Here is a 16,644-nt window from a genome sequence, read left to right as displayed (position 1 = left end):
AGTTCTTTTTCTCCGTGATTTAGGTATGGCAATAACAAGAATAAGCGAAAACGAGCATGAACAATTGGTATGAAACAGACGTTGTTATCATCGGCGGTGGCGCAACAGGCACAGGCATCATGCGCGATTGTGCGCTCCGTGGTATTCCCTGTATTTTGATAGAGCGCGACGATCTCGCATCAGGTACGACAGGTCGTAACCATGGCCTATTACACTCAGGTGCCCGCTACGCGGTAACCGATGAAGAATCAGCCCGTGAGTGTATTCAAGAAAACCGCATCCTAAAAAAGATTGCCCGTCACTGCGTCGAAGATACTCAAGGCCTTTTCATTTCGTTGCCAGAAGATGATCTAGACTTCCAAGCTAACTTCATCAACGCCTGTACACGTGCCGATATTGATGTAGAGCAGCTGTCACCTAAAGACGCACTGCGCCTTGAACCTAACTGTAACCCAAGCATGATCGGCGCTGTTAAAGTGCCCGATGGCACAATCGATCCTTTCCGTTTATCGTCTTCCAACGTGTTAGATGCGGTTGAACGTGGCGCTCGCTTATTTAACCACACCCTTGTGACTGGCCTTATCCGCGATGGTGATACCGTCAAAGGCGTGAAATGCTTGAATACAGCCACTGGCCAAGACTTTGAAATTTATGCTAAACAAGTGGTAAATGCCGCAGGGATCTGGGGCCAACAAATCTGTGAATATGGTGATTTGAACATCAAGATGTTCCCAGCCAAAGGTTCACTGCTTATTCTTGATTACCGTATTAACAACCTAGTGATCAACCGCTGTCGTAAGCCATCAGACGCTGACATTCTTGTACCAGGTGACACCATTTCACTTATCGGTACCACCTCTGAGCGTATTGACTACGACAAAATTGATGACTTGCACGTCTCAAGCAAAGAAATTGATGTCCTATTAGAAGAAGGCACCAAGTTAGCACCAATTATGGCTAACACTCGCGTGCTTCGTGCTTATGCGGGGGTACGTCCACTTGTTGCCGTTGATGGTGATACCAGTGGCCGTAATATTAGCCGCGGCATCGTATTACTGGATCACGCTGAACGTGATGGTATGGAAGGCTTTATCACCATTACCGGCGGTAAACTTATGACCTACCGCATGATGGCCGAATGGACCACAGATTTAGTGGCTAAGAAGCTCGGTAATACGACAGCATGTAGCACCCATGAAGTACCGCTTCCCGGTTCTGAGCAAGCGTCTAAATCTGTCAAGAAAACCGCGAGCCTCGCCAAGCCAGTTTACCAATCAGCTTATTACCGTCATGGTGAGCGAGCAGATAAATTCCTTAAAAATGACAAGAAAAGCCAAGCCGTCATTTGTGAATGTGAAATGGTCACCAGTGGTGAGGTTGAGTACGCCATTAAAGAATTAAACGTCCATAACTTAGTGGATTTACGTCGTCGTACACGTGTCGGCATGGGACCATGTCAAGGCGAATTGTGTTCATACCGCGCGGCAGGACTATTTTCAGAGTATGGAAAAACCACAGGCAACCAATCTAGCCAGCTATTAAATGAATTTCTCGAAGAGCGCTGGAAAGGCATTAAACCTGTTTTCTGGGGTGATGCACTACGCGAAGGTGAATTTACCTACTGGATTTATGAAGGCCTATTTGGCGGTAGCGATATCCCAACAAATGACACTCCAAGTAATGACATCCCGAACGGCGATATTCCAACGATAACAATGAATAGCGAAGCACAAAGTGAGGTTGCACAATGAAATTTGATAGCTTAATTATCGGCGGTGGTGTTGCTGGCCTAAGCTGTGCCATTCGTTGTGCTGAAGCAGGTTTAAAAACAGCAGTGATTGCTGCAGGACAAAGTGCTCTACACTTCTCTTCAGGTTCTATCGATCTATTAGGTCGCTTACCTAATGGTGAACTAGTCACGCATCCGTTCGACGCTTTTTCTGCCTTAGAGCAGCAACAGCCTGACCACCCTTATTGTAAGATTGGTCAGTCAAACGTGAAAAATGCGCTTGATTGGTACCAAACCATGATGGCTGAATGTGGCGTTCAACTGACAACACAAGGTGATGAAACCAATCACTTGCGCCTTACTCCAATGGGAACATTTCGTGCGACTTGGTTATCACAACAAACCGTGCACCCTTTTCCTATGTTTGAACCACAACAAGGGTTAACACGTATTGCGTTAGTAACCGTTGATGGTTTCCGTGACTTCCAACCAGAATTAACCGCAGATAACGTTTCTAAGCTGCCACAATTTGCTGATGTAACGGTCACGACCGCAGCTGTAGAATTGCCTGATTTTGAAATCATGCAACGTAATCCTTGCGAATTCCGCTCTATTGATATTTCACGAGTATTGCGCGATGAATCTAAACTACATGCTTTTGCTAAATCATTAATTCAACAAGTCGGCCAAGCTGATCTGGTTGTTCTACCTTCGGTATTCGGCAACGGCGATGGCGCAGCAACCATCAAGCTACTTGAAGGCTTAACTGGCTTTACCATTTGTGAATTACCAACTATGCCGCCATCACTACTTGGCATACGTTTAGAAGAAGCAATGAAATCACGCTACAAAGCCCTTGGTGGACTTATTCTTGCTGGTGACGAAGTAAAGCGTGGTGAGTTTGAAAATGGCAAATTAGCCAGAATCTACACCCGAAATCACCGTGAAATGCCACTTGTTGCTGACCACTTTCTGATTGCCACTGGCAGCTTTTTTAGCCACGGCATGCAAGCACAACGTCAAGCGGTGATTGAACCTATTTTTAATCTGGATTTATCCACGATTCCACATCGCGATAACTGGTATCAACACGATTTCTTTAGCACACAAGCCCATCCATTCATGAAAATGGGCGTCAAAGCGAATGCCTCCCTACAGCCATCTCGCCAAGGACAAGCTATCGAAAACCTTTACTGTGCAGGCGCATTATTGTCTCACTACGATCCTGTCACAGAAGGCTGCGGCAGCGGTGTAGCAATCAGTACTGGCCACTTTGTTGCCGAGCAAATGATTGCTAACCACACCCGTGAAATTGAAAACGTACCAGAACAACAAGAAAGGACTATCGCATGAGCCTTCCAAAAAAAGACACTAGCTTCGATCAATGTATTAAATGCACCGTTTGTACTGTGTACTGCCCAGTAGCAAAAGCGAACCCAGAATACCCAGGCCCTAAACAATGTGGTCCCGATGGCGAACGCTTACGCATGAAAAGCCCTGAGTTTTACGATGAAACACTCAAGCTTTGTACTAACTGTAAACGCTGCGAAACCGCCTGCCCATCTGGCGTAAAAATTGGTGATTTAATTGCAGTGGCGCGTGATGAACACGCAAAAATGCCGCTAAACATTAAAACAATTCGTGATTACGTGCTGAGTCATACCGATCTAATGGGCTCGGTGGCAACCCCCTTTGCCCCTATCGTGAATGCTGTTACGAGTTTAAAACCGGTGAAAAAAGCCATGCACCATACCATTGGCGTGCATGACCATAAATCACTGCCGAAATACTCACACGGCACATTCCGCCGTTGGTACAAACAGAACTGTACCAGCCAAGCCTTGTACCCAAAACAGGTGCACTATTTCCACGGCTGTTTTGTGAATTACAACCACCCGCAACTGGGTAAAGACTTTGTCAAAGTCATGAATGCCATGAGCATTGGTGTCCAATTGCTGGATAAAGAGAAATGTTGTGGTGTACCACTGATCGCCAATGGCTTCTTTGATAAAGCGAAGAAAAACGCCAAGCTCAATGTGAAGAAATTTGCAGAAGCAATTGAAAAGTACGATGCGCCTATCGTATCAACCTCTTCAACCTGTTCATTTACGCTACGCGAGGAATACCCTCACGTACTTAAAGTCGATAACAGCAAAGTGGCTGATAACATCGAGTATGTGACGCGCTTTTTGCTTAAAGCCTTCATGAATGGTGATATGCCAAAAATGAAGCCAATCAATAAGAAGATTGTCTACCATACACCTTGTCATTTAGAGCGTACGGGCGGTAGCTTATACACGATTGAGCTACTTAAAATGATCCCAGGCCTTGAAGTTGTCGTGCTCGATAGCCAATGTTGTGGCCTAGCAGGGACCTACGGCTTTAAAACTGAAAACTACGATACATCGATGGCAATTGGTGAAAAACTGTTTAAGCAAATTCGCCAATCCAATGCCGATTTTGCCATTACCGATTGTGAAACCTGTAAATGGCAAATTGAAGAAAACACCGACTTAGAAACGATCCACCCTGTTTCTTTGCTTGCGATGGCTATCGATTAATATCAACCAAGGCACAACTTGTTATACCAAAGAAAGCCAGTATCACACTGGCTTTTCTTATATCTGTAAGCCATTAATTTGAGACGAAGTAGTCTAAGGCTTATTTACTCCGCGAAGCTGGGTCGATGTACAGCACAACGCATCTTCCAACCAACAGATATCCAATGACTTTCTGCTCACTGTCTCAAAGTGATAAATAACCCAATAAACAAATCCATCAAGATGAAAAATATGCCTATAGTTGTATGTATAATATGACAATAAGGTTGGCTTATGAGGACATTTTCATTTCATACAATCCGAGGGAAATTACTTGGACTCGCGTTGTTCCTAGTAACTGGGATTGTTGCTTTCGGCTTTATCGAAAAACTGGCTTTTGATAATTTAGGAACATTACAATTTACAGCCCAAGAAACCGCCCGCAGTCAAAATGACTTACTGACCCTACGTCGTTATGAAAAAGACTTCCTCAGCCGTCTCGATCCTAAATACATCACTCAGTTCAACCAGACTTATCAAACCTTAGTCACACGATTACAGCAAATCGAGTCCAATTTGCATTATTACGAACTCGCAAACCAAGCTGATTTTTTAGAAATATTCACACTGCTCAATCAATATGCCACCCAATTTAACCTCATCACCGATCAGAGGATCCTTATCGGATTAACTCCAGATCAAGGACTACAAGGCCAAATTCACCAAGCGGCTGATGCAGCAGAAGAAGCAATGCTGTTAACCGCAAATGATCGTCTTCGTCGCATGTTACTAACCCTAAGGCGTAATGAAAAAGACTTCCTGCTCACCCGTAATATCGATCATGTCACCGCATTTAATAATAACGCCGACACCCTGCTGACGGCTATTTCAGCAAGCTACCTAACCAGCAGTGACAAACACCCCCTCAAGCAAAGTATTTTGCTCTACCAAACCATGTTCGATGAACTCAGTGCTGGTTATCAAACAATAGGGTTAACACCTACGGAAGGCTTATATGGCCAACTTAGAACAGCCGTTCACAATGTCGAGTTAGACTTAAAAGATCTTGAAAAAACAACGCTGAAAAGCATTAGTGCACGCGTACAAACAGAGGAGATAATACTCGCTGTCATTGGCCTTGGTTTTACACTGCTCATCAGTGGTGCTTTGTTGATCATTAGCCGCCAAATTAGCCAGCGGTTAGCCAAAGTGAATGCCATCATGGCCAGTATTGCAGCTGGCGAAGGTGATTTGACCGTTCGTATGGATGATAAAGGTAAAGATGAGCTGTCCCAATTAAGTCAATCTTTCGACCAATTCACAGCACGATTACAAGCTATTATCCGTGACGTAGCCCTTATTGCCCAACAGCTGTCAAGCACGACTAAAGACTCACACCAAGCTTCAACGCACAGTATGACCAACGCCGAACAGCAACAAGCTGAGTCTGCTTCAGTTGCGACTGCTGTTAATGAACTACTCGCAACCAGCAATGATATAGCAGCCAATATTGGTGATGCGGCGCATGCGGTAGAAGATGTCCAAAATGAAGCTCTCGCCAGCCAAAAGATCAGCCAACAGGCAGGTGACAGCTTGCAATGTCTAGCCACAGATATTACAGCATCGCAAACACTCATCACTCAGCTAGAGCTGCAAAGCCAAAGCATCAACAAAGTTATTTCAGTCATTCGTGATATTACGGATCAAACAAACTTATTGGCATTGAATGCCGCCATCGAAGCTGCTCGTGCTGGCGATCAAGGACGAGGGTTTGCCGTTGTTGCTGACGAGGTACGTCAATTAGCACAGAATACTCATCACTCCACCAAGGAAATAGAGCAAACCGTTGAAGACCTACATAATGGCGTTGAAGAAATTGTGGCTATCATGCATAAGAGCCAAGAACAAACTACAGTCACGGTTGAACAGACACAATCAGCCGTACTCGCTATGAATCGTATCGGTGACGCAATCGGTGGTATTTTAGATAAGAACTTACAAATTGCATCAGCGTCAGAACAACAAGCCATGGTATCGGCTGAGATTGATAAAAATATCACCCATATTTCTGAATTGGCGCAGCACACTGTTTCTATGATCCAACAATCAGCAGAAAGTAGCCGCGAGGTCTCAGCCATGGCCGAACAATTAGATAAAGTGGTTAATCAATTCAAATACTAAACACAAGATCACTCGATATTAGGTTGCGGATGACAAATTATCTGTCTTCGCAACCTGTATTTCATAGCGTCGTAACCAGCAACACAAGGTAAATAGTGCTACGTATAACACCATGCCACCAGCCACTACCCCATGCCATGCACCGTACTGCCAGCAAGCAATAAGGTAGAACCCGCCTAAACTGCCACCAACATAATAATGCACAAGGTATAGCGCGGTTGCTGTGGCTTTTGCCGTTTTTGCTTTTCGGCTAACCCAAGCATAAGCCAACGAGTGAGTAAAAAAAGCACCCGAGCTGATCAGTAATAAACCCAGCAACATTGCAGGGATAGATTCAACTGCTGCTATCCACATTCCCGCGAGACTCACACAAGAGCCCAGTAACATACCTGATGTCACGCTAAACGACTGACTCCACCAACCACTCAGTTTCGCGGTAATTGTGCCACTCAAATAGCACAAGAAAATCATAGCCGTGATGCTCAACGGCAGTGAATATGGCGGCGCGACTAAGCGAAAGCCCATCACCGAATATAAGTTAACAAATAGTGCAAAGTTAATACCACCAATCAACATCGCCAACCACAGAGAACGCTGCTTCAAATGCTGAATAATAAAACGGTGCTGAGCACGTAGCTGGTTTAACCCAAACCCTTTTTCTGGTGGCATAAAATGCTGCTGTTGAGGCAATAAACGCCAAACCGCACAGGCACCAATAAAGCTAAAAATAGCCATACCAATAACGGCTGTCTGCCATCCCCAATACTCAGTGACAATACCACCAAATAAACGACCGAAAATGCCCCCTAATGAATTGGCACTAATATAAGTCCCCACCGCTAACATCAGTGCTTTGCTTGAAAACTCCTCAGCCATATAGGCAACGGCCACGGCCGCAAACCCCGCTAAAGCAATTCCCATAACCGCCCGTGCCACTGACAGCAAAAACAAGGTATCAGCCCACAGCATCAACAAACCAACAAGGGGCAATAAAAATAAACTAACCAGCATAATGCGATAACGCCCAACACATTCAGATGCTACCGCCCAAGGCACTAAGGTTAAAGCAAGGCTAAATGTACCAGCCGCTAATAGCCAGTTTACCTTGGTTGCGCTCACCGAGAACTGCGCAGCCATTACAGGTAATACAGGCTGGAATAGGTATAAATTACAAAACACCAAAAACGACCCCAGCGCGAGGGAAAATGTCGCTTTTTTATAGGATGTGGTTCCAACCTGAATCATCTTGCTTGTCACCTCTTAAATTGATGACAAAACAGTAGCAAGCTGCCAGTAATAATGAAAATATATTGAAACTATAAAGATGATAAATAAAAGATATAGCCATGGATGTTCGTCAGCTTAAATACTTTGTGACTCTCGCTGAAATCGGTAATTTCACCGCAGCCGCCAAGCAACTTAATATTGCTCAACCCGCGTTAAGCATCGCGATAAAAAAACTTGAGACATCACTGGGGCTTGACCTTTTTCATCGCAATGAACGAAAGATCAGCTTAACCCATGAAGGCGATGTATTAATGCCTCATGCACGTTTAGTGATACAGCAATTAAAAGATGCCGAAATTGCGATGGCTGAATTACAGGGATTAGAAAAAGGAGAAGTGCGATTAGGTGTACCCAGCATGCTAGGATCTTACTTTTTCCCTGAAATATTAATGGGCTTTAAGAGCCAATACCCTAATCTCAAGTTGACCATGGTCGAAGGCGGAGCACAATCAATACGAAAGATGCTCATAGAAGGCGAACTGGATTTAGGCGTTATCATTAACCATAACGTTCCCGAAGCGCTTGAGACAGAGCACTTACTCACGTCGCAAATGGTCGCTGTGGTGGGCGAAGATCATCCCTTTGCATCACAAGCAAGTATCGACTTCAAAACATTCTTTGCCCAAGAATTGGTCATGTTTAAACAAGGCTATTTTCACCGCGAATTCATCGACCGTGTATGCGATAGCCAAAAGCTCCAGCCCTTAATTTCATTTGAAACGAATCTGCTGCCAATGATTTTAAACATAGTCAGACGTGACTTTGCGATTAGTGCATTACTCGAAATGGTGACAGAGCACGAACACGGCGTGTTGCCTGTTCCTTTTGAAGAAGCGGTTTTTTTAGATATTGCTATTGCATGGCGTAAGCATGGATATTTATCGCTCGCTGACCGTGCATTCAAAGAGTATGTAAAAGAATGTTGCATATAAATGTGAATTTATAAATACGATTTCAACGTCACATCAATTTCACACATCAATGCCACTTCATGCTTATAACATTAACATGCACACCTATTATCCTTAAACAAAAAGCCTTTCTTAATCTTGTATTTACCAATACAACCATTAAAGTTATCAGTTAAGCAGCACAAATTTAACATGGTACAGAAAATTATGTTTTAGATCATAAGTTAGTTTGTTAACTATCGTACCTCTTCTCCTTTTTAGGTACATTGCTCACAAACAATGTGTAAGCAAATTATTCAACTATTCACAGATTTTATTTTTTTATTTGTAGTTTTAAGAGGACATTTCCATGTTGGAGTTAGTAATAGGTCTTCTGGTTGCAGCAGGTGTAGGTCGATACATCTTTAAAGGATACACAGCAACTGGAGTGCTTTTAACAGGCGGTATTATTCTATTAGCGATAACCGCTGCGTTAGGTAAAGATGTTTTACCATCTGGCGTTACCTCTACAGGTAACCCATTAACAGACGTTTTTGAGTACATCAAATACCTATTAATGTACCGCGCGGGCGGTCTAGGCATGATGATCATGATGCTTTGTGGTTTCGCTGCATACATGACGAAGATCGGTGCCAACGATATGGTTGTAATGATGGCATCTCGCCCACTTCGCTTTATCAAATCACCTTATGTGCTAATGGTTGCGACCTACTTTGTGGCATGTCTAATGTCGCTAGCCGTTTCTTCAGCAACTGGCCTGGGTGTATTACTGATGGCGACCTTATTCCCTCTAATGGTGAATATGGGTATTAGCCGTGGTGCAGCAGCTGCTATCTGTGCATCGCCTGCCGCTATCATTCTTTCGCCAACATCGGGTGATGTCGTTGTTGCTGCTGAATCAGCAGGCATGGAACTGATTGATTTTGCATTCAAAACAACCCTACCTATCTCTATTGTTGCAATCATCGGTATGGCAGCTGCACACTTCTTCTGGCAGCGTTACCTTGATGACAAAGAAGGTGTTGTTCATGAGCGTTTAGATGTCTCTGAACTTGAAGTTAACGCACCTAAGTTCTTCTGTATTTTACCGTTTACGCCTATCATCGGTGTACTACTGTTCAGCGGTAAATTATTCCCACAGCTACACATCGTTACTATCCTTGTTATTTGTATGTTCCTAGCCGCTATTATCGAACTTGTTCGTCACCGTGAATCAAGCAAGGTATTTGAAGGCCTAGATGCAGCGTACAAAGGCATGGCCGATGCGTTCTCTGGCGTGGTAATGCTACTTATCTCGGCGGGTGTGTTTGCACAAGGTCTAAAGTCTGTCGGCTTTATCGACAACCTACTGCACTTAGCTGAAGTAGCTGGCGCTGGCGGTATCTTCTTAATGATTCTTCTGGTGGCTATTACTGCAATTGCAGCTATCACTACAGGTTCTGGTAACGCGCCGTTTTACGCATTCGTAGAACTTATCCCGAGTCTTGCCGCTAAAATGGGCATTAACCCAGCGTACCTTGTTATTCCTATGCTACAAGCATCGAACTTAGGCCGTACAATTTCCCCTGTATCTGGCGTGGTTGTTGCGTGTTCTGGCATGGCAAAACTATCACCGTTTGAAGTTGTTAAACGTACTTCCGTACCAGTCCTTGTCGGTATTGTTATCGTGATTGTTGCAACGCAAATTATGGTTCCAACTGCCGTTTAATAACTATCTTAAACAAGTACTGATTAAGCCCGCCCTGTGCGGGCTTTTTATATGCCACTATTTTGTACGGGACATTCACATTCGCCCTCCATGTTGTGCAGTGTTCAAGAATATTAGTCTACAATTACATGCTCCCGCGGCTTGAGACTAGCCAGTGATCTAGCTTGCCGCTATAATTCCCGCCTCAGAAAATAGAGGTCGATGTATGCAAACCAAAGTAACACCTATCAATAGCTACCCAAAGTACTGGGCAGAGTGCTATGGCATAGCGCCATTTTTACCGACAACTCGAAAAGAAATGGATGCACTTGGCTGGGATAGCTGCGACATAATTATTGTTACTGGTGATGCTTATGTTGATCACCCTAGCTTTGGTATGGCTATCATTGGCCGTTTGCTTGAAGCGCAAGGCTTTCGTGTTGGTATCATTTCCCAGCCTAAGTGGGATAACAAAGATGCTTTCATGGAACTTGGCCAACCTAACCTGTTCTTTGGTATTACTGCGGGTAACATGGATTCCATGATCAACCGCTATACTGCCGACCGTAAACTGCGCCACGACGATGCCTACACACCAAACAACGAAGGGGGTAAACGCCCTGATCGTGCCGTATTGGTTTACTCGCAACGTTGTCGTGAAGCCTACAAAGAAACCCCTATCGTGTTGGGTGGTATTGAAGCAAGCCTACGCCGCCTTGCCCACTACGATTACTGGTCTGATAAAGTTCGTCGTTCTGTTTTAGTGGATGCAAAAGCTGACATCCTCTTATTTGGTAACGCCGAACGTGCACTGGTTGAAGTCGCACACAGCCTTGCTGACGGTAAAACGCTAGAAGAAATGCAGTTCATTGCCGGTACGGCTGTAATGATGCGCGAACTACCTGCTGGATATAAAGAAATCGATTCAAGTCGCATTGAAAAGCCGGGCCGCGCCATGCAAATGCCGAACCCATATGCGACTGAAGAGGTGTGTGAAACCAATAAAAAAGAGCAAGCAGACGCACAGCCTGTTAAGCAAGTGGTTCACATTCAGCCATCTCGCCATGACTCAAATAGCACAGCAGTACGTTTACCCTCGTATGAAAAACTGCGTAATGACCGTATTCTGTACGCACACGCAAGCCGTGTCATGCACTTAGAAACGAACCCGCATTCAGCGCGTGCACTTATCCAAAAACACGCTGATCGTGAGCTATGGATCAATAAACCGCCTATTCCGCTAACAACGGAAGAAATGGACTACGTATTTGGCCTGTACTTTGCGCGTGTACCGCACCCTTCGTACGGCAAAGCAAAGATCCCAGCCTATGACATGATCAAGACTTCGGTAAATATCATGCGAGGTTGTTTTGGTGGTTGTTCATTCTGTTCTATCACAGAACACGAAGGACGTATTATCCAAAACCGCTCACAAGAGTCGATCATTAACGAGTTAGAAGAAATTCGCGACAAAGTCCCTGGCTTTACTGGCACAATTTCGGATCTTGGTGGCCCAACAGCCAACATGTATCGCCTAGGCTGTGCAGATCCTAAAGCGGAAGCTAACTGTCGTCGCCCTGCATGTATCTATCCTGATATTTGTAAGAAGCTCAATACAGATCATAAACACACAATCGATCTATACCGAAAAGCACGTGAAGTGAAAGGTATTAAAAAGATCATGATTGCATCTGGTGTGCGGTACGACTTAGCTATCGAATCACCTGAGTATATTCGTGAGCTCGTGACGCACCACGTAGGTGGTTACTTAAAAATTGCCCCAGAGCATACAGAGAAAGGCACGCTTGATCTGATGATGAAGCCGGGTATGGGCAAATACGATCGCTTTAAAGAGCTGTTTGAGAAATACAACCGTGAGGCAGGTAAGAAGCAATATCTTATTCCTTACTTTATTTCTGCGCACCCAGGTTCGACAGATGAAGACATGCTCAACCTTGCGCTTTGGTTGAAGCAGAACGAGTACCAGTGTGATCAGGTACAAAACTTCTACCCATCGCCAATGTGTAATGCAACAGCGATGTATCACTCTGAAACCAACCCGTTGAAGCGTGTTAAATACAAGAAGCGTGAAGACTTATTTGTTGCGAAAGGTGAGCGGCAGCGTCGCTTACACAAAGCATTACTGCGTTACCACGATCCAGCAAACTGGCCTTTGATCCGTGAAGCCCTAGTCAACATGGGTAAGAAATACCTGATTGGTGATCGTCCTAATTGCTTGGTTCCGGAAGAAGGCAGTGATGCAGAGCTAACACCAGCACAGCGTCGTGGTTCTGGTCGCCATGGTGCAAAACGCTTTGCGACCAAACACCCTAATCAGCCAGACATCCGTAAAGATGGCAAACGCAATGGTAAACCGGGTAGCAATGGTGGAAACCGAGCGCAAAACGGCAACGGCAACGGCAACGGCAATAAACCCAATAACGGTAAACGTGGTAAGCCAACTGGCCAATCATCGGGCAACCGTAACAATACAGGCAATGGCCCAAGTGCACGTGGTGGCAACAGCAAACCTGCAAGCCGTAATGGTGGGAATGGCGGCGGTAACAAGCCTAACCGTAGTCGCTCAAGAGCATAATACAGACAGCTTGAAGTCTGTTACAACGCTATAAAGACAAAACAGCCCACGACTGCGTGGGCTGTTTACTTTCTGGCAATAAAAAAATTAAAGCATGCTAGCGGAAAAGTTCAGAACTAAGGAATAAGAGCGTTACCCCACCCAGTACCACCAACAATAATTTTATGATTGTCTTTTGCTGGGTTTCATTAAGGTACTTAACCGCAATGAATGCGAGCAAAAGCAATGCAATAATAACGGCAATTTTAAGCATTGGTGTGAACTCCTAAAGATGAGGGCAATTATGTCCATGAGATCACAAGGGCATAATGCTAGAGCAGGCATGCAGCTCAAGACGATAAATGATATCGGTACATAGATTTAACGTAACACGCGCAGCGCTCCTGCAATCAAATCTATATCAACTTATCGCCCTAAAGGTACACGTTGATCATGATCTGGTATTAGATTTCAAAGACTTGATAATCTTTAAGTTCAGGGATGACCTTTTGCACTTCTTGCTCTTCTTGCGCAAGTCCTTTCATCGAATCACACAAATCATTGGCTTTCACCGCCATTTCGCTCGAACGCGATCGAATGCGAGCTTCTAACCGTGCTTTAAGATCAGAAAACTTGGTTTGCAACTCCGAAAAGCTGAGATCGCCATCTTTCATCTCAGCAGAAAGTGCCGCAAACATGGCTGATGCTGATTCCATGCTGACATGTTTTAGCGCTTGTTCAAACTCACCTTTCCAGCTGGTGTCCATTTCATCGAACAAATTTTTCGGCATCACAAATTCACCCTCAGGGTAGAATTTATCATTAGCTTTCGCTGCGTATTCATCAATTAAACTTTGCACCTTGGCAAAAGATTCTTTGGAGTCAAAATCCGCAGAGACCTCATCCAGTACATCGTTTGCCACACCGACACCATCTTTCGCCAAATCAGCCATCTTAGGTAAATTCTCTTTTACCGACTCAGAATAGGCATCTAACGCGCGTTGCTGCATGGCATTCAAATCTAACTGCTTGCCATTCACGAATACATTGTTGTTTTCATCAATAAGCAGTTTAGGTTGACCCGCTTCGTACACAGAAACTTGTTCACCAGCAATACGAACCTCGTGCTGTACTTCAACTGGACAACTTTTCGCTTGTACCGTAGCAGCAGTCAATGAGGCAGCTAACACAGTAAATACAAAGACTGACTTTTTCATCTATTTGAATAACCTTTACGATTAATTATGACTTCACTATACCGCTAAGCGCCTACAACAGCTAGTTTCGGCACTTTGCTTTGTTTTTCAGTAACAAAAGGGTAAGCTTGAAAGGTCACTTCTCTAAATGGATTCATTGTGGAAAAAGTCGCTATTTTTGTCGATGTGCAAAACATCTATTACACGGTCAAAGAAAAATATCACTGTAACTTCGATTACAACGCATTTTGGGCAGAAGCAACCCAAGGGCGAGAAGTCGTGGCAGCTTATGCTTATGCAATTCACCGTGGCGATGAAAAACAGCGTCAGTTTCAGAATATTTTGCGTGGCATAGGTTTTGAAGTGAAATTAAAACCTTTTATTCAACGCAGTGATGGCTCCGCCAAAGGCGATTGGGATGTGGGTATCACACTCGATGTTGTCGAACATGCCCCTGATGTTGACCGTGTGATCCTGCTTTCTGGCGATGGTGATTTCGACTTATTAGTCGACAAGGTGCAAACCAAATTCAATGCCGATGTTGAAATTTATGGTGTACCTGGGTTAACAGCAACCTCACTTCAAAACACCGCCCATTATTTCAGAGAGATCGAGCAAACTCTACTGCTTGGTCGATAATACAAAGCGCCCAATGTTAACAATAACATTGGGCGCTTAGTCGAATATTTCTTTTCTCACACGCTTCTTTATTTACTCTGCGCAAGAGCCTGACCTTTTGCTTAGCTAGCTTGCTATTACTACCTGACGGGTTGCTTGTAGTTGCTTAAGTGCACCCCATGTCATCTGTAGCGGTACAATAACAAAATACACCGAGGCTATAATCACCATTACTGGGTCAGCATACGGGGCTAAATGTGCATAGGCAGACATTGTTAAACCTGTGGCTATGGTAAAGCCAATAAGTACAGCACCACTGATTACCGTATCCATCAACCATTGCTTAGATTCTGCATCAACCAAGGCTGATTCCGCTTTGCTGCTATATATCGCCATGACTTTGTAGTTAATAAAACAACCGATAACGTTAACCACACCAAAAATGAGAGCTATGCCGGTATCAACATTACGGCCACCGTTTAAAATAGCTTCAACCGCACTATAAAATGACACTAGACACATGAGTGTAATCACCATGCCTTTAAAGGCAATCACACTTGATTCAACTTGCTGTGAATGTACTGATGATGTAGCCGCATGTGTGCCACGGTGAAGATAGGCTGCTGCCGCTAAAGACACTAGCGTAAGCGCTAAACTGACGAACGAATACGCACCATCAAAAACGATAACTAACGAGCCTAGCCATAAACCTAAGCCAATGCCCATAACAGCAAAAAGGAAAGATGATAACGTTGAAAATTGTAGTAGCTTACGCTCTAGTTGAATATTGCATGACATATAAACCTCAATAATCGACAGCTTTTTCGTCGATATGTACTCTTCTTTTGTAATCACCTTCATAGTAACGTGACTTTCAATATTGTTATAATCTCTCAGCGACGAATTTTTCGTCACTGATAACAATACAGCTAGAGACTCTCTTTACCTCGCAGGTCGCATCACAATGAAAATATCGCAAATAGAAATGTTTCTACAGGCCAGCCAAACAGGCTCTATCAGCGAAGCCGCAAGAAAACTCGATAAGAGCCGTACAACGGTAAGTGCCGCTTTGAGTGCATTAGAAGATGATTTAGGGGTTAAACTATTAACCCGCACAGGTAACCGCATTTTATTGACCGATATAGGCCAAACCGTTGCGAATGATTGTGAACGTCTGGCGATGATTGCGAATGAGATTAAAGCAAAATGTAATCAACATATTGATGGGGTTGAGTCGACAATCCGTATTGCGCGTGACGATGCATTACCTGAAGCGCTCTGGCGGGATCTCATCAAGCAGCTCAAGCAAACTTTTCCTAAAACCAGTATCTCTGTGTATGTTGCCCCGCCACCTGAGCTAGAAGAGATGGTAGAACAAAACATTATCGATGTGGCTTATGGCTTACTCCCCGCTAACCACCGAGCCCCTCGATTACACCATGTCGATTTAGGACAAATCCGTATGATGTCCGTCGCCCATAAAGATCACCCTCTCAGTCAGTTACGTAAAGTACACAGCGCAGATTTAGAACGTTATACCGAAATTGCGTTAGCCTATATTGATGATGAAAGCCTTAAACCTGTATCACCTAAATCGACCAACTATATTGCCCTCGCCTTTTACGAGTATTTACGCAATGCCGTAGTAGACGGTACTGGTTGGTCTTATGTGCCTGACTTATTAATCAAAGACAGGTTGCGCGATGGTACAGTGAAAGTCATTAAACATAACCGCGCAATGAGTTGGCAACCTTACGGTGAAATTGTCGAGCAAGAATCACGCCGTGGGGCCGTTGTGCAATGGCTATCAGATCAGCTTGAAGACTATCTATTGGATCATTCTGGCGCCGAATAGCCCGTCTTTATATTGCATCGTGTCTCTTTATTGAAACATGCCTATGACACCTTAGACCTATACTT

Annotated in this window: 13 protein-coding genes; 9 read left to right on the top strand and 4 right to left on the bottom strand. The window is 44.3% G+C overall.

Annotated elements, in window-relative coordinates:
• Positions 1-56: 56 nt before the first annotated feature.
• From glpA to L4C35_RS18260, 4 genes are all read left to right on the top strand, one after another.
• Positions 57-1,751 carry an anaerobic glycerol-3-phosphate dehydrogenase subunit A gene (gene glpA / locus L4C35_RS18275; protein WP_428464240.1) on the top strand — a complete coding sequence of 565 codons (1,695 nt, stop codon included), beginning with the start codon at positions 57-59 and terminating at the stop codon, positions 1,749-1,751.
• Complete coding sequence (gene glpB / locus L4C35_RS18270; protein WP_428464239.1) at positions 1,748-3,082, top strand: glycerol-3-phosphate dehydrogenase subunit GlpB; 1,335 nt, start codon at positions 1,748-1,750, stop codon at positions 3,080-3,082. The genes glpA and glpB overlap by 4 nt, the downstream gene beginning before the upstream one ends.
• Positions 3,079-4,290 carry an anaerobic glycerol-3-phosphate dehydrogenase subunit GlpC gene (gene glpC / locus L4C35_RS18265; RefSeq protein WP_428464238.1) on the top strand — a complete coding sequence of 404 codons (1,212 nt, stop codon included), beginning with the start codon at positions 3,079-3,081 and terminating at the stop codon, positions 4,288-4,290. The genes glpB and glpC overlap by 4 nt, the downstream gene beginning before the upstream one ends.
• A gap of 273 nt (positions 4,291-4,563) precedes the next feature.
• Positions 4,564-6,450 (top strand): methyl-accepting chemotaxis protein, encoded by a 1,887-nt coding sequence (locus tag L4C35_RS18260; protein WP_428464237.1) that lies wholly within the window; start codon positions 4,564-4,566, stop codon positions 6,448-6,450.
• Positions 6,451-6,468: 18 nt separating this feature from the next.
• On the opposite strand, the gene L4C35_RS18255 is transcribed toward L4C35_RS18260, so the two are convergent.
• Complete coding sequence (locus L4C35_RS18255; protein ID WP_428464236.1) at positions 6,469-7,695, bottom strand: MFS transporter; 1,227 nt, start codon at positions 7,693-7,695, stop codon at positions 6,469-6,471.
• 101 nt (positions 7,696-7,796) lie between these two features.
• Between L4C35_RS18255 and L4C35_RS18250 the strand changes: the two genes are divergently transcribed.
• The 3 genes from L4C35_RS18250 to L4C35_RS18240 all read left to right on the top strand — a co-directional run bounded on the left by L4C35_RS18250 (position 7,797) and on the right by L4C35_RS18240 (position 12,931).
• Positions 7,797-8,669, top strand: a complete 873-nt coding sequence (locus L4C35_RS18250) for a LysR family transcriptional regulator (protein ID WP_428464235.1) — start codon at positions 7,797-7,799, stop codon at positions 8,667-8,669.
• 328 nt (positions 8,670-8,997) lie between these two features.
• Positions 8,998-10,356 (top strand): anaerobic C4-dicarboxylate transporter DcuC, encoded by a 1,359-nt coding sequence (dcuC, locus tag L4C35_RS18245; protein WP_428464234.1) that lies wholly within the window; start codon positions 8,998-9,000, stop codon positions 10,354-10,356.
• A 205-nt stretch (positions 10,357-10,561) separates the two neighbouring features.
• Positions 10,562-12,931, top strand: coding sequence for a YgiQ family radical SAM protein (locus tag L4C35_RS18240; RefSeq protein ID WP_428464233.1), 2,370 nt, complete (start codon positions 10,562-10,564; stop codon positions 12,929-12,931).
• 97 nt (positions 12,932-13,028) lie between these two features.
• On the opposite strand, the gene L4C35_RS18235 is transcribed toward L4C35_RS18240, so the two are convergent.
• Positions 13,029-13,184: a hypothetical protein gene (locus L4C35_RS18235; protein ID WP_428464232.1), complete on the bottom strand. Its 156-nt coding sequence runs from the start codon at positions 13,182-13,184 to the stop codon at positions 13,029-13,031.
• A 190-nt stretch (positions 13,185-13,374) separates the two neighbouring features.
• Positions 13,375-14,127: a YggN family protein gene (locus tag L4C35_RS18230; RefSeq protein ID WP_428464231.1), complete on the bottom strand. Its 753-nt coding sequence runs from the start codon at positions 14,125-14,127 to the stop codon at positions 13,375-13,377.
• Between the two features lie 138 nt (positions 14,128-14,265).
• Between L4C35_RS18230 and L4C35_RS18225 the strand changes: the two genes are divergently transcribed.
• Entirely contained in the window at positions 14,266-14,745 is a 480-nt protein-coding gene (locus L4C35_RS18225) for a LabA-like NYN domain-containing protein (RefSeq protein WP_428464230.1), read from the top strand.
• 105 nt (positions 14,746-14,850) lie between these two features.
• Here the strand turns inward: L4C35_RS18225 and L4C35_RS18220 are convergent, their stop codons facing one another.
• Complete coding sequence (locus L4C35_RS18220) at positions 14,851-15,522, bottom strand: cation efflux transmembrane domain-containing protein (protein ID WP_428464299.1); 672 nt, start codon at positions 15,520-15,522, stop codon at positions 14,851-14,853.
• A 166-nt stretch (positions 15,523-15,688) separates the two neighbouring features.
• Between L4C35_RS18220 and L4C35_RS18215 the strand changes: the two genes are divergently transcribed.
• The gene (locus tag L4C35_RS18215) at positions 15,689-16,579 is read left to right on the top strand and encodes a LysR family transcriptional regulator (protein WP_428464229.1); all 891 of its coding nucleotides are present in this window, start codon (positions 15,689-15,691) and stop codon (positions 16,577-16,579) included.
• Positions 16,580-16,644: the final 65 nt, after the last annotated feature.

It is taken from the genome of Photobacterium kagoshimensis (assembly GCF_050337045.1).
In the GTDB taxonomy this organism is placed as follows: Bacteria; Pseudomonadota; Gammaproteobacteria; order Enterobacterales; family Vibrionaceae; genus Photobacterium; species Photobacterium kagoshimensis.
The sequence above is the reverse complement of the archived record's forward strand: the minus strand, read 5'-3'. Positions and strand labels throughout refer to the sequence as shown.